Origin of the sequence: Aggregicoccus sp. 17bor-14 (assembly GCF_009659535.1) — a bacterium.
Lineage (GTDB): Bacteria > Myxococcota > Myxococcia > Myxococcales > Myxococcaceae > Aggregicoccus.
The window spans coordinates 321,770-340,342 of the sequence record NZ_VJZZ01000008.1; the positions used below are offsets into that span (position 1 = coordinate 321,770).

The 18,573-nt window shown below is 74.2% G+C and carries 14 protein-coding genes and 1 tRNA gene; 6 read left to right on the plus strand and 9 right to left on the minus strand.

The window, feature by feature from the left end; all coding sequences use genetic code 11:
• Positions 1-135: 135 nt before the first annotated feature.
• From FGE12_RS17490 to FGE12_RS17515, 6 genes are all read right to left on the minus strand, one after another.
• Positions 136-1,152, minus strand: a complete 1,017-nt coding sequence (locus FGE12_RS17490; RefSeq protein WP_153867605.1) for an esterase family protein — start codon at positions 1,150-1,152, stop codon at positions 136-138.
• A gap of 23 nt (positions 1,153-1,175) precedes the next feature.
• Positions 1,176-2,084: a uracil-DNA glycosylase gene (locus FGE12_RS17495; RefSeq protein WP_194797978.1), complete on the minus strand. Its 909-nt coding sequence runs from the start codon at positions 2,082-2,084 to the stop codon at positions 1,176-1,178.
• A gap of 77 nt (positions 2,085-2,161) precedes the next feature.
• Positions 2,162-3,400, minus strand: a complete 1,239-nt coding sequence (gene coaBC, locus FGE12_RS17500) for a bifunctional phosphopantothenoylcysteine decarboxylase/phosphopantothenate--cysteine ligase CoaBC (RefSeq protein ID WP_153867606.1) — start codon at positions 3,398-3,400, stop codon at positions 2,162-2,164.
• 74 nt (positions 3,401-3,474) lie between these two features.
• Positions 3,475-6,444 carry a carboxypeptidase-like regulatory domain-containing protein gene (locus FGE12_RS17505; protein ID WP_153867607.1) on the minus strand — a complete coding sequence of 990 codons (2,970 nt, stop codon included), beginning with the start codon at positions 6,442-6,444 and terminating at the stop codon, positions 3,475-3,477.
• A gap of 100 nt (positions 6,445-6,544) precedes the next feature.
• Entirely contained in the window at positions 6,545-7,816 is a 1,272-nt protein-coding gene (locus tag FGE12_RS17510; RefSeq protein WP_194797979.1) for a Stp1/IreP family PP2C-type Ser/Thr phosphatase, read from the minus strand.
• Between the two features lie 114 nt (positions 7,817-7,930).
• Positions 7,931-8,530 carry a hypothetical protein gene (locus FGE12_RS17515; RefSeq protein WP_153867609.1) on the minus strand — a complete coding sequence of 200 codons (600 nt, stop codon included), beginning with the start codon at positions 8,528-8,530 and terminating at the stop codon, positions 7,931-7,933.
• Positions 8,531-8,656: 126 nt separating this feature from the next.
• On the opposite strand from FGE12_RS17515, the gene FGE12_RS17520 reads away from it, so the two are divergent.
• Both FGE12_RS17520 and FGE12_RS17525 read left to right on the plus strand, forming a co-directional pair.
• On the plus strand, positions 8,657-8,854 hold the full coding sequence (locus FGE12_RS17520) for a hypothetical protein (protein ID WP_153867610.1): 198 nt from the start codon (positions 8,657-8,659) through the stop codon (positions 8,852-8,854).
• 79 nt (positions 8,855-8,933) lie between these two features.
• Positions 8,934-9,007 (plus strand) — tRNA-Met (locus tag FGE12_RS17525).
• Between the two features lie 44 nt (positions 9,008-9,051).
• Here the strand turns inward: FGE12_RS17525 and FGE12_RS17530 are convergent.
• Entirely contained in the window at positions 9,052-10,218 is a 1,167-nt protein-coding gene (locus tag FGE12_RS17530; protein WP_153867611.1) for a chemotaxis protein, read from the minus strand.
• 284 nt (positions 10,219-10,502) lie between these two features.
• On the opposite strand from FGE12_RS17530, the gene FGE12_RS17535 reads away from it, so the two are divergent.
• Complete coding sequence (locus FGE12_RS17535) at positions 10,503-11,549, plus strand: hypothetical protein (RefSeq protein ID WP_153867612.1); 1,047 nt, start codon at positions 10,503-10,505, stop codon at positions 11,547-11,549.
• Here the strand turns inward: FGE12_RS17535 and FGE12_RS17540 are convergent.
• Complete coding sequence (locus FGE12_RS17540; RefSeq protein WP_194797980.1) at positions 11,537-13,432, minus strand: ATP-binding protein; 1,896 nt, start codon at positions 13,430-13,432, stop codon at positions 11,537-11,539. The two genes, FGE12_RS17535 and FGE12_RS17540, sit on opposite strands and share 13 nt — an antisense overlap.
• 253 nt (positions 13,433-13,685) lie before the next feature.
• Here FGE12_RS17540 and FGE12_RS17545 point away from each other — a divergent pair, with 253 nt between their 5' ends.
• Positions 13,686-14,702 (plus strand): HAD family phosphatase, encoded by a 1,017-nt coding sequence (locus tag FGE12_RS17545; RefSeq protein WP_153867614.1) that lies wholly within the window; start codon positions 13,686-13,688, stop codon positions 14,700-14,702.
• 89 nt (positions 14,703-14,791) lie between these two features.
• Entirely contained in the window at positions 14,792-15,415 is a 624-nt protein-coding gene (locus tag FGE12_RS17550; RefSeq protein WP_153867615.1) for a hypothetical protein, read from the plus strand.
• Between the two features lie 16 nt (positions 15,416-15,431).
• Here FGE12_RS17550 and FGE12_RS17555 read toward each other — a convergent pair whose 3' ends face one another.
• The gene (locus FGE12_RS17555; RefSeq protein ID WP_153867616.1) at positions 15,432-16,073 is read right to left on the minus strand and encodes a response regulator transcription factor; all 642 of its coding nucleotides are present in this window, start codon (positions 16,071-16,073) and stop codon (positions 15,432-15,434) included.
• Positions 16,074-16,311: 238 nt separating this feature from the next.
• Between FGE12_RS17555 and FGE12_RS17560 the strand changes: the two genes are divergently transcribed.
• The gene (locus FGE12_RS17560; RefSeq protein WP_153867617.1) at positions 16,312-18,459 is read left to right on the plus strand and encodes a GAF domain-containing protein; all 2,148 of its coding nucleotides are present in this window, start codon (positions 16,312-16,314) and stop codon (positions 18,457-18,459) included.
• Positions 18,460-18,573 lie beyond the last annotated feature (114 nt).

Here is an 18,573-nt window from a genome sequence, read left to right on the forward strand (position 1 = left end):
GGCCGTGGGGAGACGGTCCGAGGGGAGTCCCAGGCGCGGGCGGGGCCAGACTGTAGGTGATGAGACACTTCCGGTGCATCTCAGGGACAAACCCCGGGCAGCACACATCCACACACCCGCAGCAAATCCGGCGACTTACCGTGCGTCGTCGCGCTGCAGGCGGGGCACGAGATACGCGAGCGAGCGCTCGAAGCGGTAGCTCACGCCCGAGTGGCCGTCGTCGAACTCCTCGTGCTGCACGTCGATGCCGGCGGCCTTCAGCGCGCCGGCGATCATCCGCGCGCCCCAGCGCAGGTTGTACTCGTCACGGCTGCCGCAATCGATGAAGACGCTGGAGAGGCGCCGGAAGCTGTCCAGGTGCTCGGGCACGAAGCGCACCGGGTCGTGCGCGAGCCAGCGGTTCCACACCTCGGGCCGCATCCGCGCCGTCTGCAGCTCGAAGGGCAATTCCACATCGAGCGGCTCGCCGCGCTTGGGCGAGTACGCGGCCGCCATCGCGACCGCGTTCACCGTGGGGAAGTCATCGCCGCGCAGCTTCGTGGAGCGGGCGCGCTGCTGGAACTCCGCGAACCAGGGCTCGAGGCCGCCGGCCTTGAGCAGGGCGCCGGCCGCCTTGGGCAGGTCCGGCAGGTAGCAGTACTCGAAGTAGGCATCCCCGGACTGGCAGCTGAGGTGCCCGAAGAGCTCGGGGTGGTGGCGCCCCATCACCAGCACGCCGTAGCCGCCGGAGCTGTGGCCGAGCACCGCGCGCGAGGAGGCGCGCGGCAGCGTGCGGTAGCTGCGGTCCACGAAGCCCACCACGTCGCGCGCGAGGTAGTCGCGGTAGCGCCCGGTGGCCTCGCTGTTCACCCACTGGCTTCCGCCCAGCGCGGTCCAGCCGTCCGGGAACACGCCGATGACGGGGGAGATGGCGCCGCTCGCCACCAGCGCGTCGAGCCGCTCGGGCACGTTGAGGCCGAAGCCGGCCGCGTTCGTCCAGCCACGCCCACCGCTGCCGAAGGCGTGGAGGAAGTAGGCCACGGGATAGCGCCCCTGGCCCTGCGCGTAGCCGGGGGGCAGGTACACGGTGAGCTCGCGGCGCGCGGGGTCTCCGAGCGCGTTGCCCTCGAGCGCGGGGGACTGAAACGTCTGTCTCTCCAGCGTTCCCTGCATCGCGGGGCTCCCCGTGCGGTGGCTCAGCGCCCTCCGGGCTGCTTGCCGAAGAACTTCATCACCTGCTGCAGGTCCGACCAGGCCGCCTTCTTCTCGGCGGGGTTTCGCAGCAGGTAGGCCGGGTGGAAGGTGGGCATCAGCTTCACGCCCTGGTACTCGCGCCACTGACCGCGCAGGCGGGTGATGGGCGTGGTGTCGCGCAGCAGCGTCTGCGCCGCGAACTTCCCCAGCGCCACGATCGCCTTGGGCTGCAGCGCGAGCAGCTGCGCGCGCAGGAAGGGCTCGCAGGAGGCGACCTCGTCCGGCTCGGGGTTGCGGTTGCCCGGCGGCCGGCACTTCACCACGTTGCAGATGTAGACGCTGTCGCGGTTGAAGCCCATCGCCTCGATCATCTTGGTGAGCAGCTCACCGGCCTTGCCCACGAAGGGAACGCCCTGCAGGTCCTCGGTCTCGCCGGGCCCCTCCCCCACGAACACCAGCTCCGCGCGCGGGTTGCCCGAGCCGAAGACGATGTTCTTGCGCCCCTCACACAGCTTGCAGCGGCGGCAGTCCCCGAGCTCCACGCGGATCTGATCCAGCGTGGGGCGCTCGCCGTCCACGACGCCCGGCAGCGGCGGCAGCGGGCGCTGCGTGGCGCCCAGGTCGAAGAGGGCGGGAGCCGCGGCAGCGACAGGCGGCGTGGCCGCGCGCGCCGGTGCAGCGATGGCGGCAGGCGCAGGCGGAGCGCTGGCGCGCGGCGCTGCGGCCGGCGGTGCACTGGCCGCGCGTGCGGGACGCTCGGTGGCGGGCGCGGCGGCTGCAGCGGCGGCGCGCGCCTGGGCGGCGTCCACGAGCAGCGTGCGGCCCGCGTCGCCCTCGTTCCACAGGAGGTGGCGGCGCACGTCCTCCAGGACCTCGCGCAGCTGCTCGTTGATGTCGATGTCTTCGCTCACGGAGTCCTAGAAGATAACGAGAGGGGCCCGGTGCGCAGCCCGGGCTCAGCGTGACGCAGCGGAGAGGCGCCCTTCCCTCACCCCGTCCCTCTCCCAGAGGGAGAGGGGAGCTTGGCACAGAGCAGGTCGAGGACGGCGCGCGCGACCTCGCGCTTGCTGCCCTGCAGGGGCTGCTCGCGCCCGTCGCGGGTGAGCACCGTCACGCGGTTGGTGTCCGCGGCGAAGCCTGCGCCGGGCTCGGTCACGTCGTTGGCGACGATGGCGTCCAGGCCCTTCTTCAGCAGCTTCTCGCGCGCGTGCTCGAGCACCCGCTCCGTCTCCGCCGCGAAGCCCACCAGCAGCGGGCGGCGCTCTCGCCCCGCCACGCGCCGCGAGGCCTCCGCGAGCACGTCCGGCGTGCGCACCAGCTCGAGCACCTCGGGCCGCTCGGTCTTCTTCACCTTCTGCGGCGCCACCTGCGCGGGGCGCCAGTCGCTCACGGCGGCCGACGCGATGAAGACGTCCGCCGACTCCACGCGCGCGAGCACCTCGCGCGCCATGTCCTCGGCGCTCACCACGTCCACGACCTCCAGGCCGGTGCGGTCCACCGCGCCCACGGGCCCGAGCACCACCGTCACCTTCGCCCCCAGCGCCCGCGCGGCCTCCGCGAGCGCGAGCCCCATCTTCCCGGTGGAGGGGTTGGAGAGGAAGCGCACGGGGTCCAGGTACTCGCGCGTGGGCCCCGCGGTCACCAGCACCCGCTTGCCCGCGAGCGGCCCGTCCGAGAGCCGGCGCGCCGCGGCCGCCGCAATCTCCAGCACGTCCGCCAGCCGCCCCGCGCCCACGTCGCCGCAGGCGAGCGAGCCGGCGCCCGGCCCCACCACGCCGAAGCGGCGCTCGCTCAGCAGCGCGGCGAGGTTCTCCTGCGTGAGCCGGTTCTCCCACATGGCCACGTTCATCGCGGGCGCGAGCAGCACGGGGCCGCGAAAGGCGAGCAGCGACGTGGTGACGGCGTCCCCGCCCATCCCGGCGCGCATCCGGGCGAGGAGGTCCGCGGTGGCGGGCGCCACGACGTAGAGCTCCGCCCAGCGCGCGAAGTCGAGGTGGCCGAAGCCCTCCTCCTGCGCAGGGTCGAAGTAGTTGGTGAGCACCGCGTGGCCGCTGAGGGCCTGGAAGGTGAGCGGCGTGACGAACTGCTGCGCCGCCTCGGTCATCGCCACGCGCACCTGGGCGCCGGCGCGCTGCAGCTCGCGCACCAGCTCGCACGCCTTGTACGCGGCGATGCCGCCCCCCACGCCCACCGCCACGCGGCGACCCTGCAAGGCCGTCAGGTCCATGGCTGCTCCATATGCGCGAGCCCGCCCGGTCGCAACCCTCCGGCCAGGAGAGCCCGGGGGAAGTGTGGGCGCCGTCAAGGGTTGAGGCTGACCTCACCCTGGGAGGGCACGTCGGCGCCGCGCACGCGGGGGCCCTCCGGCGCCGCCACGTGGAAGGGGGCGTACACGAGCGTGTAGTGGCCGGGCGCGAGCCCGCGCAGCGTCACCTGCTCCCCGCGGGGCTGGTAGACAAGCTGCCCCAGCGGGACCTGGAGCAGCTCGCGCGGCGGGTTGCCGGTCATGGCCACCTGCCCCGGCACGGCCCACAGCGCCCAGCCCCGCTGCGGCTGCAGGCGCACGGTGAGCGACGCCGTGCCCGGCGCGGGCCCGAGGTCCACGTGCTGCTCGCCGCCGCGCACCTGCACGAGCAGGAGCGGCGCACCGGCGAAGTCGGCGCCCGGCTCCAGCGTGAAGCGGTAGGGACCGGGCGGGAGCTCGACGCTGTACCGGCCATCCGGGCCCGTCACCACCTGCACCGGCTCGCCGCGCTCGGTGTCCAGCCCCTCCAGCTCCACGCCCGCGGCGGGCCGGCCGTCCGGCAGGTACGCGGTGCCCCACAGGCGCGTGGCGGGCTGCAGCGTGAGGGTGAGCGCGGGCGGCACCTCGCCGCGCGCGATGCGCTGAGAGGCGGTGCGGCGGCCCTTGCGCGCGGTGAGGGTGTACTGCGGCACGAAGGGCGGGCGCGGCAGGGTGAAGCGGCCGTCCGCGCCGGTGAGCGCGGAGTCGTCGCACACGTCGCAGGAGACCACCGCCTCGCTCACGGGGGCGCCCGAGGCGTCCTGCACCGTGCCTGAAATCGTGGGGGCCCGCTTCAGGACGAGGTCTCCGAGGTCCTCCTGCGCGGGGCGCTCGAGCAGGAGCGGCTCGAAGCCGGGCGCCTCGATGGAGACCACCACCTGGTCGCCTGCGCGCGGCAGCGCCACCTCGAAGCGGCCGTCCGCGCTGGACACCTCCTGCTCGTCGAGCTGGAAGCGCTTCACCGGCGTGCCGTCGTCCGCGAGCACGCGGCCGCGGAAGAGGTCGCGCCGCTTCAGCACGAGCCGCACCGGCTCGCCGTCCGCGCTGCCCTCGACGCGCTCGGTGAGATCGTAGCCCTCGCGGCGCGCCTCGAGCCGGTAGCGCACGCCGGCGCGAAGCGGGCGCAGCGCGAAGTGGCCCGCCGCGTCGCTCGTCGTGGCCGCCACCGCGCGCGGCAGCACGCCCACCTGCGCGCCGGCGACCGGCTGGCCGCGCTCGTCCACCACCGCGCCCGAGAGGCTCGCGCCGCGCGGGAGCTCCACGGAGAGCCGCGCCGTCTGCCCCTCCTCCACGCGCACCTGCTGGCGCTCGGAGGGGAGGTGCTCGCGCTGGGTGGCGACGAGCCAGTAGCTGCCCGGGGGCAGTCCGCGCATGGCCACGACGCCGTCCGGCCCCGAGGCGCGGTCGCTGTGGAACACGTCCTCCTTGTCCCGCCAGAGCATCAGCTCCGCGCCCTCCAGCCGCTCGCCGCCGCCCGTCACCGTCACCTCCACGGCGGCGCGCGGCTCGAGCGAGAGCTCCACGCCCTGCGCCGGGGCCTGCGCCTGCACCGAGCCCCCGCCCCACTCCGAGTGGTGCGCGTGCAGCGTGTAGAGGCCCGCGGAGGGCACGGCGAAGTGGAAGCGGCCCGCGGCGTCCGAGAGCGTGGTGTCCCCCGTGGGCTGCAGCAGCACCGAGACGCCCGGCGCGGGGCGGCCGTACACGTCCAGCACGCGGCCCGCGAGCGAGGTGGCGCGCGCGAGCTGCAGCTCGAGCGGCGTGTCACCGGGCGCGACGCGCGCGGGCAGCTCCCCGTCCGCGAAGCCCTCGGCGCTGCCCTCGAGCAGGTAGTCGCCCGGGGCCAGCGGCCCGAAGGTGACGAGCGCGCCCCCTTCCGCGCGCTCGCTGCGCACCGGCTCCCCGGTGCGCAGGCGCAGCTGCAGCCGGGCCGAGGGCACCGGCTCGCCGGCCTCGTCCACCACCGTGACGAGCAGCCGCCCTCCGGGCTCCAGCTCCAGCGTCACCTGCGTGCGCGCCTGGAGGAGCTCGAGCGTGCGCGGCGCGCTGCCGAGGCTGCCCTCGGAGGCCGCGACGGTGACTCGCCCGGGCGAGAGCCCCTCCAGGCGCGCGAGCCCGCGCACGGTGCGCACCGCGCGCTGCAGGTGGTCCGCGCTGAGCTGCACCTCGGCGTCCACGGGCTTGCCGCCGCGCACCACGCGCACCTCCAGCGTGCGCTCGGGCACGAGCACCAGGTGCGCGCCCTCCCCGCCCGCCTCGAGCGAGGGCGCCACCGCGGGCAGGAAGCCGGGCGCGCGGGCGAGGACGTAGAAGGGCCCCTCCCCCAGCCCCTCGAGCGCGAAGCGCCCGTCCGCGCCCGCCTCGGCGCTCACCCCCACCGGGGCGCGGCGCGACAGCGCGTGCAGCCGGGCGCCGGGCACGGGGCGGCCGGCGTCGTCCACCACCTCGCCGCGCAAGGTGCGCTCGGCCGGCAGGTACAGCTCCACGGGCTCGCCGGGGGCGGCGCGCTCGTGCGAGGCGACGCCGCGGCCCGGCGCGCGCGCCCACACCGTGAAGGAGACGCCGGCGAGGTGCTCGAAGCGGAACGCGCCCCCCGCGTCCGTGCGCACCCGGGCGCGCGGCGCGAGCAGGCCCTCCTCGCGCGAGAGCAGCCCGGCCACGTGGCGCGCGCTCTCGTGCGCCTCGCAGGAGAGCAGCGGCTCACCGCACACCTCGCAGCGCTCGCTCGCGAGCGTCTCCTCGGCGCTCGCGGCAAGGAAGACGTCGGCGCCGGCGAGCGGCTGGCCGGCGGCGTCGCGCACGTGGCCGCTGAGCGTGAGGCCGCCCGCGTCCTCGCGCTGCACCGCCACGGGCAGGAAGGTGCGCGGGGCAGGTCCCGGCGCTGCGGCCGGGGCCGCTGCGGCCGCGGAGGCGGCAGCGCGCGGCCACACGAGCGCGCCGCCCGCGAGGAGCAGGAGCAGCGCAGCGCTGACGAGGAGCCACTTCTGCATGGGGACCTGCCCTCGCCTGCCGAGGCGAGGGAGCGGGCTGGCAACGGGCGCGCGGGCGGCGAAATTCCGCCGGCCTCAGCGGCCCGCTGGCGCTGTCGACCTACTCTTCCGTGAAGGGGCGCACCGCGTGGGCGGCGGCGAGCTCCTGGCGGGCCTCGGAGAGCTCGGAGTTGGTGGCGCGCAGCCGGTCGCTGAGCACCTGCACGAAGCTCCAGAGCATCTTCACCGCGAGGATGGACTCGCGCTTCATCAGGTTCATCAGCTCGGGGCGGGCCACCACCATCACGCGGGTGGGCTCGGTGGCGCGCACCGTGGCGCTGCGGGGCGCGTTGTCGATGAGGCCCATCTCGCCGAAGTGGCCGCCGGCGCGCAGCTCGGCGATCTCCACTCCGGACTTCTCGATGGCCACCCGGCCGCGCACCACGACGAAGAGCTCCTCGCCGGGCTGCCCCTCCACCACGATCTCCTTGCCCGCGGGGAAGGTGCGGGTGGTGGCGATGGAGAGGACCGCGGTCTGCTCCTTGTAGGTGAGGTGGCGGAAGAGCGGGATCTTGCGCAGCGCCTCCATGCGGCTCTGCGCCTCGGCCTCCTCGGTGGTGACGGCGCCGTCGCCGCTCACCTTCACCACTACGGCGGTGATGTTGTCCTTGCCGCCGCGCTCGTTGGCCAGGTCGACGAAGGCCTTGGGCAGCTCCTCGAGCTTGCGCGCCGCGACCAGGGGGGGGATCTCCTCGTCGCTCAGGTAGCCGTGCAGGCCGTCCGAGCAGAGGATGAACACGTCCGCGGGGACCAGGTCCACGATGAGCGTGTCCACCTGGACGGACTCCTGGATGCCCACCGCGCGCGTGATGACGTTCTTGTACTGGGACGCGCTCGCCTGCTCCTTGGTGATGGTGCCGGCCTTGAGCTGCGCGGCGACGAGCGTGTGATCCTCGGTGAGGCGGTGGCACTGGCCGTTGCGCACCAGGTACACGCGGCTGTCGCCCACGTGCCCGATGACGGCCTTGTTGCCGGCGACCGCGAGGCACACGAAGGTGGTGCCCATGCCGCGCTTCGTCGCGTCGCTCGAGGCCATCTTGAAGATGTCCGCGCAGGCGCGCTGGATGGCGATCTCGACGAGCCCGGCGGCCGCGGCGCGGCTGTCCTGGTTCGGGTTGGTGGCCAGGTCCTTGAGCACGCTGCGGTTGGCGAGCACGTGCTGGCGCACGACCTCGCTCGCGCGCGCGCTGGCGACCTCGCCGGCGGCATGGCCGCCCATGCCGTCCGCCACGACGAAGAGGCCGAGCGCGGCATCCACCAACATCGCATCTTCGTTGTGCTGCCGCTTGCGGCCGACGTCCGTCAGACCGAAAGCCTCTGTGGTCAGGGCCAAGCCGTGTGCTCCAGGTCCCGAGGAAAAGCCGAGCCGCACGTTACGCAGCCGGCGGAAGGACTGGCAAGGCTCACCCCCCGTGAGGGCTCGCCGGATGTGTGCTGAAGGGAGTGCCTAGCGCCAGTCCGCGAAGAGGCCCAGCGACAGGCCGCCCAGGTACTGCAGGGCGTTGCTGCGCCGCGAGACGCCGAACAGCTCGCCGTAGCCCACCGCGCCGCCGAGCACGAAGGGGCCCACGCTGTGGCCCAGCTGCAGGCGCCCCTCCACGATGCCCGCGGTGCGCTTCTCCGGGGCGAGGACCTCGTACTTGGCGCCGTAGTGGATGGGGCCCGCCAGCACCTGGGCCCCCGCGTGCCAGCCGGACTTCCAGTCGCCGCGGTAGCCGAAGCCGCCCTGGGCGGTGAACTCGTAGAGCTGCACCAGGTGCAGGTTCTCGCGCGGGCCCGCGTTGTCCGGCTTGCCCACCGCGTAGCCGCCGCCGCCCTCGAGGATGAAGGCGAAGGCGTCGATGCGCTCCTGGATGAGGGTGCCCTCCCACTGCACGCGCACCTGGGGCACCACCGCCCCACCCTTGAGGAAGGTGCCGAGGAAGGCCCCGCGCGGCAGCCAGACGGGCGTGGGCGAGTTGCGCTCCACGCGCTCGGGCAGCTGCGCCGCGGCGGGCGCCGCGGAGGCGAGGAACAGGAGGAGCAGGCAGGCGAGTCGGCGGTCCATCCCCCCTTTCCGCCATTCCAGACGGCGCTTGTCAACGAAGTGTTAGGTTCGCTATGTCATGCCGCCCCGTCGCACACCCCCCGTGCGCGGCAGTGCCGTCCCCCGTGGGAAGGAGCAGGTCCGAGAATGCCAGTCGTGAGAGTCCGGGCGGGCCGCAAGGGTCCGAGCCGATTCGAAACCCTGGCTCGCAAGGTCACCGAGACCACCAGCGACCTGCTCGCCGAGAGCGACCGGGTCCTCGTGGTGTACGGGAAGCAGACCGCGAGCATCTATTACGAAGGCGAGCCGCTCCCCGCCTCCAAGTCCCTCACCCGCGCCTCCTGAAGGCACACGGTCGGGACCTTCCTCTTCGCTATGCGCTTGCAGGCGCACGCGGCCCTCCGGTATAGGGGCCGCGCGTTGTGGCTAGGTAGCTCACCTGGTTAGAGCGGCGGTCTCATAATCCGCAGGTAGTCGGTTCAAGTCCGACCCTAGCCACAGGCCCCGGCCCCTCGAAGCAGAGGGTGCCGGGGCTTCTTTTTTCAGCCGTGCACCGGGCGGCGCAGGTGCACCCAGCCCGAGCGTGGCGGGGGGCCCTGCTCGCGCGGGCTCCAGCGCCGCCGCAGGAGCAGCGCCACCGCGAGCGCGCCCAGCACGGCGAGCAGCACCAGCCCGAGCGCGAAGAGGAACATGCGGTCCACGAGCGCCTGGGCGCGGTCGAAGCTGCGGTCCACCGCGCGCTGCACGGTGCGGTCCATCTCCTGGAGCACGGCCACGCGCTCCTGGCGCAGCTCGGTGACGAGCGCCTCACGCTCCGAGGTGACGAAGCCCTGGGCCCCGAGCCGCTCGTCGCGCACGCCCGCGAGCACGGCGCTGCGCTCGCGCGCCATCAGCCAGGGCACGGCCTGCACCTGCCGCGTCACCTCCTGCAGCGCGGTGGCGAGCAGGGGCAGCTCGGGCAGGGCGTCCCGGTAGGCGGGGTCCTGCAGCGCGCCCAGGGTGAAGAGCTCCGCCTGCCAGCGGCCCTGCTTGGGCAGGAAGGCGGTCTGCAGGTCCATGCGCGCGACGAGATCCTGCGTGGTGTCCATCAGCCGGCCCGCGGTCCCCAGGGCGCCCACCCCGGACTGGGCGGTGAGCCCCGCAAGCAGCGCGGTGGTGTCCGTGCGCGCGGAGACGCTGCCCCGGAGCGGGTTGTCGCGGGCCCAGCGGTGCACCCGCGCGCGGGCCTGGGAGGTGTCCTGCTTGCCCGTGAGGTCCGCCCACACGGCCTCCAGCTCGCGCTCCATGCCGGCGAAGGCGGGCGTGGCGAGGCGGGCGCGCCCGGGCGTCTGGGCCTCGATGTCCACCAGCGCGTCCTGCAGCTGCGCCACCAGCGCCCACGCGTCCACCACGGCCGCGACCGGGTCCGGCTGGAAGAGCGCGGACTGCATCGCGGGGATGGCGTTCGCCTTGAAGCGCGTCATGGCGAGCCGCGTGGGCGCATCCCCCGCGTCGCGGGCGATGTCGTCCGCGAGGTTCTCCAGCTGTCCGCTGAAGCGCGGGGCGAGCGCGCGCACCTGGATGCGCAGCTCCTCGGGCCGCAGATCGCTGCGCCCCACCTTCTGCAGGGCCGCCGAGGGAGGCGCCTCCACCGTGGCGCACCCCGCGAGCGCGAGCCCCACCGCGAGCGCGGCGAGGCGGAGCGCGGCGGAGGCGAGGGGTGGACGCATGCAGACGTGATGGCACCTGCGGCCCGCACGTGCACCTGTCGAGTGCGCGGGGGTCGGGCCCCGCCGCGGCTGCACGGCCGCTGCCGGGAGCAGGCGGCCGAAGGGTCTGCCCGGTGCACGGCTCCGGACAACTCCGTCCGGACAACTCCGGAGGCAGCGCATCCGGAGTTCTGCGGACACAGGGGCTCCCGCAGCCTCCTGCATGGCGGGCAGCCTGGGTGCGCACGCCTGGCGCTCGCACTGGCGGACGATGCCGGGCGTGCCCCCGCGCCCACCTTCCGGACATGAACCGCACCCTCCTCTCGAGCCTGGTGGCGCTGTTGCTGGTGTTGCTCACCCCGGATGCGCGAGCGCAGGTGGGAGGCGGCTCCAACCCGGGCGACCGCATCCTGCGCGAGCACACCCTGCTCTTCCCGGTGCTGCAGCAGAACGCCGTGGTGAGCACCCACGTGGGCATCCGCGAGGGCCTGGCGCAGTTCCAGGCGGACCAGCTCCCGCTGGCAGACCTGGGCCCGCGCGACGTGAAGCTCACGGGTCTGCAGCAGACGCTGGACCTGTCGCTGCGCTTCACACCCTGGCTCGCGCTCTACCTCGCGGGCGAGGGGCAGGCCATCATCGGGACCAATGGCATCACGCTGCTGCGGCGCGGGGCCGCCTACGACGTCCGCGGCGACGCAGGGCTCGCGTTCCGGGTCCTGCGCAACGAGGCGAGCGGGACCCAGCTCACCCTGCGCGGCTTCCTCGGTGCGTCCAAGGGGCGCAACATCACCGTGCTCCCGCTGCTGCAGTCTCTCGTGAATCAGCCGGGCCGCACGCTGACGGACATCGCGGGCGGTAACCTCGACGACCTCCTCATCGTCCCCACGAAGGAGCACGCGTTCGGACTCGGCGCCTACCTCGCCCAGACCTTCGGGCAGGGGTTCTCGCTGCAAGCCGGGGTGACGGCGCGGCGGACGGTGCGCACCGAGCGGCTCTTCGACATCGTGCAGGGCACGGAGTTCGACGACGACCTCTTCACCTTCCGGTTGGAGAATGCTGTCGCAGTCACCTACGACTTCGCCGCGCACTCGGTGCCCATCGCGCTGATGGGCGAGTACCGCTTCGACCTCGGCAACCGCCACGGCGCGGCCCTCCTGTCGGACAGCATCACCGCGAGCACGGTCGCGCTCGGGGTCTACTACTCGGGCCGCCCGAACCTGCAGCTGGGCCTGAGCGCGGTGCGGGCGCTCAACGGGGACCCGCTGCAGGGCACCGACGCCCAGGGGCAACCCGCGGAGTCCGAGTCGCCGAAGATCTCCTACGGCGAGCTCATCCTGCGCTACGTCTGGTAGGCCCCGGCGCGCACCTGGCGGATGAGCGCGAGCACCTGGTCGCGCTCGAAGGGCTTCTCCAGGCGGCGCTGCGACAGGACCTCGACGAAGGCCCGCGCCTGCTGGGTGAAGTCCCCGCCCGTCACCACCACGAGCCGGGAGACGAGCTCCGGGCGCGCGCGGGAGAGCGCGTCGAAGAGCTCCAGGCCGCCCATGTCCGGCAGGGTCAGGTCACAGAAGAGCACGTCCACGGCGGCCCCCGTGCGCAGCCAGTCCAGCGCGGGCCGGGCGCGCTGGAAGCTGAGGACGTCGTGATAGGGCCGCAGCAGCCGCTCGAAGGCGCGCCCCACCAGCACGTCGTCGTCCACCAGCAGCACGCTCGCGCGCCGCTCCGGCGCCGCGGGCTCGGGGGCCGGCGGCGGCACGCGCTGCGAGGCCGGCGCGCAGGGCAGCAGCACCTCGAAGGTGCTGCCGTGGCCGACCACGCTGCGCACGCGGATCTCCCCGCCGAGCTCCTTCACCAGGTTGTAGCAGATGGAGAGCCCCAGGCCCGTGCCCTGCCCCGCCGGCCGCGTGGTGAAGAAGGGGACGAAGAGCCGCCCGAGGTGCTCGGGGGCGATGCCGCTGCCGCTGTCGCGCACGCTCGCGCTCACCCAGCCCTCGGCGGGGCTCGTCAGCGACACCTGCACGCTGTGGCGCTCCGCATCTCCGGGGGCAATGGCCTGGGCCGCGTTGACGAGCAGGTTGAAGAACACCTGGGTGAGGCGCCCCGCGTTGCCCCACGCGGGGGGGACGTCGCGGAAGTCGCGCACGATTCGGGCGCGGCTGCGCAGCTCGTTGCCCGCGAGCCGCAGCGCCACCTCCAGCGCCTCGCGCAGGTCCACCGGCCCCAGGGCCTGGGCATTCTGCGCGGAGAAGGTCCGCAGGGAGCTCACGATGTGCGCCACCCGCTGCGCGCCCTGCTGCGCCTCGTCGAGCGCCTCCAGCACCTCGCGGGACGCGGTGCGCGGCGGGGCCCCGGGCGCCGGGGTGAGCTCGTCGCGCACGAAGGTGAGGTTGCTCAGGAGATAGGCCAGCGGGTTGTTGATCTCGTGGGCGAGGCCCGCGGCGAGGATTCCCACGCCGGCGAGCCGCTCGTGGGTGAGCTGCTGCGCCTGCTGCTCGCGGCGTGCGGTGAGATCCCTCCCCACGCACACGAAGGCCTCCTGGCCGCGAAAGTGCAGCGGGAAGGTGAGCAGCTGCACGTCCAGGTGGCGGCCGCTGAAGTGGCGCAGCTGCAGCTCGCGCACCGAGGGCTGCTCACCGGCCGCGAGCAGCGCCGCGCGGAGCGCCAGCGCGGGCCGGTCCTCCTTCGGGATCAGCGCGTCCGCGCGCGAGCCGACGAGCTGCTGCGCGCGCTCGTAGCCCAGCGCGCGCAGCGCCTCGGGGTTCACGTGCAGCAGCAGGCCCTCCAGCGTCACCACGAACACCAGGGCCGGCAGCCGGTCGACGAGGTCCTGGAAGTCCGTGGGGAAGCGGGCGTCGCGGCGCAGGCGCGCTGCCTCGAGCCGCCCGGCGCCGATCCGCAGCCGCGCCTCGAGCAGCGCCTCCTCACCCGGCCAGAGAACGAAGTCGTCCACCTGCGACTCGCGCACGCTGCGCAGGCCCTCGCGCTGCGCCTCGGGGTCCACCAGCCCCACCACCCAGAGCTCCCTCACGCCCGCGGCCTCGCGCAGGCGGCGCACCAGCCCGACGCTGTCGTGCAGGGCGGCGAGATCCAGCAGTACCACCTCCAGCTCCTCGCGCTGCACCCGCTCGAGCGCCTCCTCCATCCCCACCACCTCCGCGCGGTGCTCGTAGCGCCGCAGCACCGTGGCGAGCGCCTCCCCGTGCTCCGGGTCTGTGGACACCACCCCTGCCCGCATCCGCGACGACTCCTGGTGGGCGCTCCAGAGCCGCCCACGTCCGCGCTCGCCGCGAACATGCACCCGGGGGTGGCGCGCGCGCATCGGGAAACCACCGAGGGGAGCGGGCACACCTCCACCTCGCCTGCACGGCGGCTCCGGAGAATCCCGGAGACGGGGGACGCACCGGGCGTCCCCACGGCCGCACCGTGCGCCCGCGTGCGCACGGCACGAGCCTTCTGGGCCTGGGGTCTCGCCCCGCCAGGAGTCCGCCATGCGCCCCGCGTCCCGCCTTGCCGCGCTGCTGCTCGCCCTGCTGTCCGCCGCGGTGCCCGCGCAGCGCCCGGACGCCCTGCCCTCCTGGAACGAAGGGCCGGCGAAGCGGGCCATCCTGGACTTCCTGCGCCGCGCGACGGACGAGGCCGGGCCCGGCTTCATCCCCCGCCCCGAGCGCATCGCGGTGTTCGACAACGACGGCACGCTCTGGAGCGAGAAGCCCGTGGCACAGGGGGTCTTCGTGCTGGAGCGGCTGAAGGCGAAGGTGGCCGAGGACCCCTCGCTGCGCGCGCGCCCCGAGGTGAAGGCGGCGCTCGAGGGGGACCTCGCGTACTTCGAGCGGCACGGGCCGGAGGCGGTGCCCCAGCTGCTCGCCCTCACCGAACAGGGGCTCACCGACGAACAGTACGAGGCCCAGGTGCGACAGTTCCTGCGCACCGCGAAGCATCCCACCCTGCACGTGCCCTACACCGCCACCGTCTATGCGCCGATGCTCGAGCTGCTGGAGCTGCTGCGCGGCAGCGGCTTCCAGACGTGGATCGTCACCGGCGGCGGCGCGGACTTCGTGCGCGCGTTCTCGCGGCAGGTGTACGGCGTGCCGCCGGAGCAGGTCATCGGCAGCAGCCTGAAGAAGGAGCTGCGCACCCAGGGCGGGCGCAGCGTGGTGGTGCGCACCGGCGAGCTGCTCGTGCTGGACGACAAGGCGCAGAAGCCGGTGAACATCTCGCTGCGCGTGGGGCAGCGGCCCGCGCTCGCCGCGGGCAACGAGCGCAGCGGCGGGGACGTGGACATGCTCGGCTACGCGCGGGGGCGCAAGGGCACTTCCCTGCAGCTGCTCATCGACCACGACGACGCGGAACGCGAGTTCTCCTACGCGGAGCCGGACGGCGCGTCGCTCGCGGCGGCGCGCGCGCAGGGATTCACGGTGGTGAGCATGAAGCGGGACTGGCACACGGTGTACCCGGCCGGCGTGCGCGCCGTGGGGGGCAGCGGCGGCGCCGAGCCCGCGCGCTGAGGGCCCACCGGCGGCCGCGCCCTCCGGTGTTCCCCGGATGCGAGCCGGCCCCGGCGCGCCCCACCTTCTGGCGACCCGAGGAGAACGCCATGCCCCGCTTCCCTGCCCTCCGAGTGCGCGCCGCGGCCACGGCGCTCGCGCTGCTGCTGCTGCCCCTGGGCTGTGCCAGCACGAAGCTCGCCGACGTCTGGAAGGCGCCCGATCCGGGCACCCCGCCGCGCAAGGTGCTGGTGGTGGCGGTGGTGCCCTCGCAGACGACGCGGCGGATGATGGAGGGCGAGCTCGCGGAGCGCCTGCAGCAGCACGGGCTGAAGGCCGTGCCCATCAACTCGCTCACCCCCGAGGGGCCGCCGCCAGACCGCGCGAAGGTGGAGGAACTGGTGCGGCGAGACGGCTTCGACGCCGTCGTCGTCAGCCGCTACGCCGGCGCCGAGGACACGGTGGAGTACGTGCCCGGCGGCCCCGTGGGAAACCCCGCGGCGATGGGCTTCTACGGCTACTACGGCGCGCTCTACCCCACCGTGTACACGCCGGGCGCCGTCATCCAGAACGAGACGGTGCACGTGGAGACCATGCTCTACCGCGCGCAGGGCAAGGGCGAGCTGGTGTGGAGCACCAACTCGAAGACTTTCAACCCCTCCAGCCCCTACAAGGCCATCGAGGACATCAGCGGCGCGGTGGTCAGCCGCATGGCCAAGGACAAGGTCATCTGAGGCTGCCCGCGCGCGCTCAGGCCTGCACGATGCGGTTGCGCACGGCGTAGCGCACCAGGTCCGCGATCGAGTGCAGGTTCAGCTTTCGCATGATGGCGGTGCGGTGGGTCTCCACCGTCTTCTCGCTGATGCCCAGCGCCTCGGCCACGTCGCGGGTGCGCCGTCCCTCCGCCACCAGCTGCGCCACCTGGCGCTCGCGCGACGTGAGCATGCTGAAGCGCACGCCGTTGAGAGCCCGGCTGTGGAGCATGCGGTCCACCACGCTCTCGGGGAGGCTGTGCGTGAAGTAGGCGCGGTGCTGGGCGAGCGCCTCCACCGCGGCGAGGAAGGCCTCCGGCGGGTCGGTCTTGAGCACGTAGCCGCGCGCGCCCGCGGCGAGCACCTCCGCCGCGAGCTCCTCGGTGTGCTGGAAGGTGAAGATGAGCACCTCGGTGTCCGGGGAGCCCGCGCGGATGCGCCGGGCGGCCTCGAGCCCGCCCAGCTCCGGCATCATCAGGTCCAGCGCCACCACGTCCGGCCGCAGGGCGAGGGCCTGCTCCACGGCCTCGAGCCCGTTCGAGGCCTCACCGCACACCTGCCAGTCCGGGCGCTCCTCCAGCGAGAGGCGCAGGCCGCGGCGCACGAGGGCATGGTCATCAGCGAGAAGGATTTTGAGCATCGTTGGAACTCAGGGATGCGGAGTCCCGTCACAGTAGGCATCGGGGAAAACCCGGTGCAGGTGGGGAGCGGCCCTGGTGGCAGGCCGGGAACCAGGCGTGCGTCTCAGGGTTCGCGCTCCCCCGCACTCGGTCCCGGGTACCAGTGGCAGCGCGCGGCCCCCCGACCGCAGTACGAGCACGGCGCCCGGCCCGCCTGCGCCACCGCCCCTATCTTTGCCTGATGGGTGGTGGGCCGGAATGAGGGAGGAGGCGGAGGCGATGCAGGAGCCGGGGGCGAGCGCGCCGTGGCGCGACGTGCGTGCGCCGCTGCTCCCGTTGCCGGGCGAGCCGCAGGAGCGCCTGCTCGCGCTCGGCGCGGACGCGCTCGACGCGGCGATCGACGCCGTGCTCGAGCAGGCGACGCGCGAGCTCGGCGCCCAGCGCGGCGCCGTCCTCCTCTTCGGCGAGGACGGCGTGACCGCGCTCATGGACCGCTACTGGTCCGCCCCCGGCATGCCTGCTCCCCTGCGCGCGCCCTTCAAACTGCCCTGGCTGTATCGCGAGCTGCGCGCGCAGCGCCCGGTGGTCTTCACCCGCCTCTCGCAGCTGCCGGTGGACACCGCGCAGGAGCGCGCCACGCTGGAGGCCACCGGCATCCGCTCGGGGATCATGGCGCCGCTGCGCTCGGCCGGCCGTGAGTCGCTCGGGTGGATTGGTTTCGTGACGCTGGATGCCGAGCGGCGCTGGACGCCCTCCCAGGTGGTGGCGGCCCACCGCTACGGCGAGCTGCTCGCCCCGGCGCTCCTGCGGCTGCGGGCCGAGCGCGAGCGGGACGAGGAGCTGCGCACCTACGCGGTGCTCGCGGAGATCTCCGCGGCCTTCCTCGCCGCTCCCCCGCAGCGGCTGCTGCTGGAGGGCCTGCCCGCGGCGCTGCGCATCCTCGCGCAGCACCTGGGCGCGCAGCGCGGTACGGCGTGGGAGCTGGACGCGGAGGGGACGGGGCTTCGGCTGATCTCCCAGTGGCGCGACGGCGAGGCGGCGTTTCCGGCGCAGTCGGAGATGGCCCGCGCCGGCGCCGGGAACCTGGTGCGCCGCTACCTGCGCAGGGCTGCGCCCTGGTGTGTGAGCCACCTCGACGAGCTGCCCGAGGGCAGCGGCGAGGCGCGCCGCGTGCTCGAGTCCTGGGGCGTGGGCGCCTTCCTCGCGGTGCCCCTGCGCACGGGCGAGCGCGAGCAGGGTTGGCTGAGCTTCAGCAAGCTGCAGCCCGGCCCCTGGCCGCAAGCGCGGGTGCAGCGCATGCAGCTGATGGCGGACCTGGTCTGCACGGCGCTGCTGCGCGCGCGCGACGCCGAGCGGGCGCGGCACGCGGAGCACGAAGCGCGCGGCACGCTCACGCTGTTGCAGGCGGCACTGGATGCCCTCTGCGCGCGCGTGGCCATCACCGACGCGCAGGGGCAGATCGTCGCGGTGAACGACGCGTGGCGCCGCTTCGCCTCGGAGCGTGCGGGCGCCCCGGGCGTGGGCGCCAACTACCTCCAGGCGTGGCGGCGAGCGCGCGCGCTGCAGCCCGAGGCGGGGCACCTCCTGGCCGAGGTGCCCGGCCTGCTCAGCGGCGCGCGCGGCGAGCTGCGCCTCACCTACGCGGACCCGCTGCCCTCCTCCCCGCGCTGGTTCCAGCTGCGCGTCACCTGCTTCACGCTGACGGGCGTGCCGCGCCTGGTATTCGCGCACGAGGACGTCACGGAGCTGAAGCTCGCCGAGGAGCAGCTGCGCGACCTCGCCGGCGAGCTGGTGCAGGTGCAGGACACGGAGCGCCGGCGCATCGCCTCGGTGCTGCACGACGGCGCGGCCCAGCAGGTGTTCGCGGCGATGCTGGGGGTGCGCGCCGCGCGGCGCTCGGGCCACTCGGGGGCGCAGGAGCTCGCCGAGTGCCAGGAGCTGCTCGAGCAGGCGCTGCTGCAGCTGCGCTCGCTCTCGCACCTCTTGCACCCGCCGCTGCTGGACGAGGCGGGGCTGGGCCCGGCGCTCAGCGCCTACGTGGAGGGCTTCAGCACGCGCAGCGGGCTGCTGCTCACGCTCAGCGGCACGCAGGGCCTGGAGCGCCTGCCCACCGAGACCGAGCACGCCCTGTTCCGGATGGTGCAGGAGGCGCTGCTCAACGTGCAGCGGCACTCCGGCAGCGCGCGGGCCAGCGTGCAGGTGGAGCAGGACGCGGACGAGGTGCGCATCACCGTGCAGGACCAGGGGCACGGCTTCCCCGCGGCGCCGCTGCACACCCGCCCCACGGTGGGGCTCGCCAGCATGCGCCAGCGCCTGCTGCAGGTGGGCGGCGCGCTGGAGCTGCGCAGCGGCCCCGAGGGCACCGAGGTCTGCGCCCGGGTGCCGCGCCGCCCCTCAACCCCCTGAGCCGGGTGGGACACGACCACACAAGCACCGCCCTCCCCCTACGCGCGCAGGCCCCGAAAGCGTGAGGCCGTGTCGCCCCGGGTAAGAGCGCTGCGCACCTCTCCCGAGCCCCCC

What these genes read in the sequence shown, in the direction of transcription:
- FGE12_RS17490 (WP_153867605.1), bottom strand. Translation starts at nt 1,152, where the DNA reads ATGCAGGGAACGCTGGAGAGACAGACGTTTCAGTCCCCCGCGCTCGAG.
- coaBC (WP_153867606.1), bottom strand. Translation starts at nt 3,400, where the DNA reads ATGGACCTGACGGCCTTGCAGGGTCGCCGCGTGGCGGTGGGCGTGGGG.
- FGE12_RS17505 (WP_153867607.1), bottom strand. Translation starts at nt 6,444, where the DNA reads ATGCAGAAGTGGCTCCTCGTCAGCGCTGCGCTGCTCCTGCTCCTCGCG.
- FGE12_RS17515 (WP_153867609.1), bottom strand. Translation starts at nt 8,530, where the DNA reads ATGGACCGCCGACTCGCCTGCCTGCTCCTCCTGTTCCTCGCCTCCGCG.
- FGE12_RS17520 (WP_153867610.1), top strand. Translation starts at nt 8,657, where the DNA reads ATGCCAGTCGTGAGAGTCCGGGCGGGCCGCAAGGGTCCGAGCCGATTC.
- FGE12_RS17530 (WP_153867611.1), bottom strand. Translation starts at nt 10,218, where the DNA reads ATGCGTCCACCCCTCGCCTCCGCCGCGCTCCGCCTCGCCGCGCTCGCG.
- FGE12_RS17535 (WP_153867612.1), top strand. Translation starts at nt 10,503, where the DNA reads ATGAACCGCACCCTCCTCTCGAGCCTGGTGGCGCTGTTGCTGGTGTTG.
- FGE12_RS17540 (WP_194797980.1), bottom strand. Translation starts at nt 13,432, where the DNA reads ATGCGGGCAGGGGTGGTGTCCACAGACCCGGAGCACGGGGAGGCGCTC.
- FGE12_RS17545 (WP_153867614.1), top strand. Translation starts at nt 13,686, where the DNA reads ATGCGCCCCGCGTCCCGCCTTGCCGCGCTGCTGCTCGCCCTGCTGTCC.
- FGE12_RS17550 (WP_153867615.1), top strand. Translation starts at nt 14,792, where the DNA reads ATGCCCCGCTTCCCTGCCCTCCGAGTGCGCGCCGCGGCCACGGCGCTC.
- FGE12_RS17555 (WP_153867616.1), bottom strand. Translation starts at nt 16,073, where the DNA reads ATGCTCAAAATCCTTCTCGCTGATGACCATGCCCTCGTGCGCCGCGGC.
- FGE12_RS17560 (WP_153867617.1), top strand. Translation starts at nt 16,312, where the DNA reads ATGAGGGAGGAGGCGGAGGCGATGCAGGAGCCGGGGGCGAGCGCGCCG.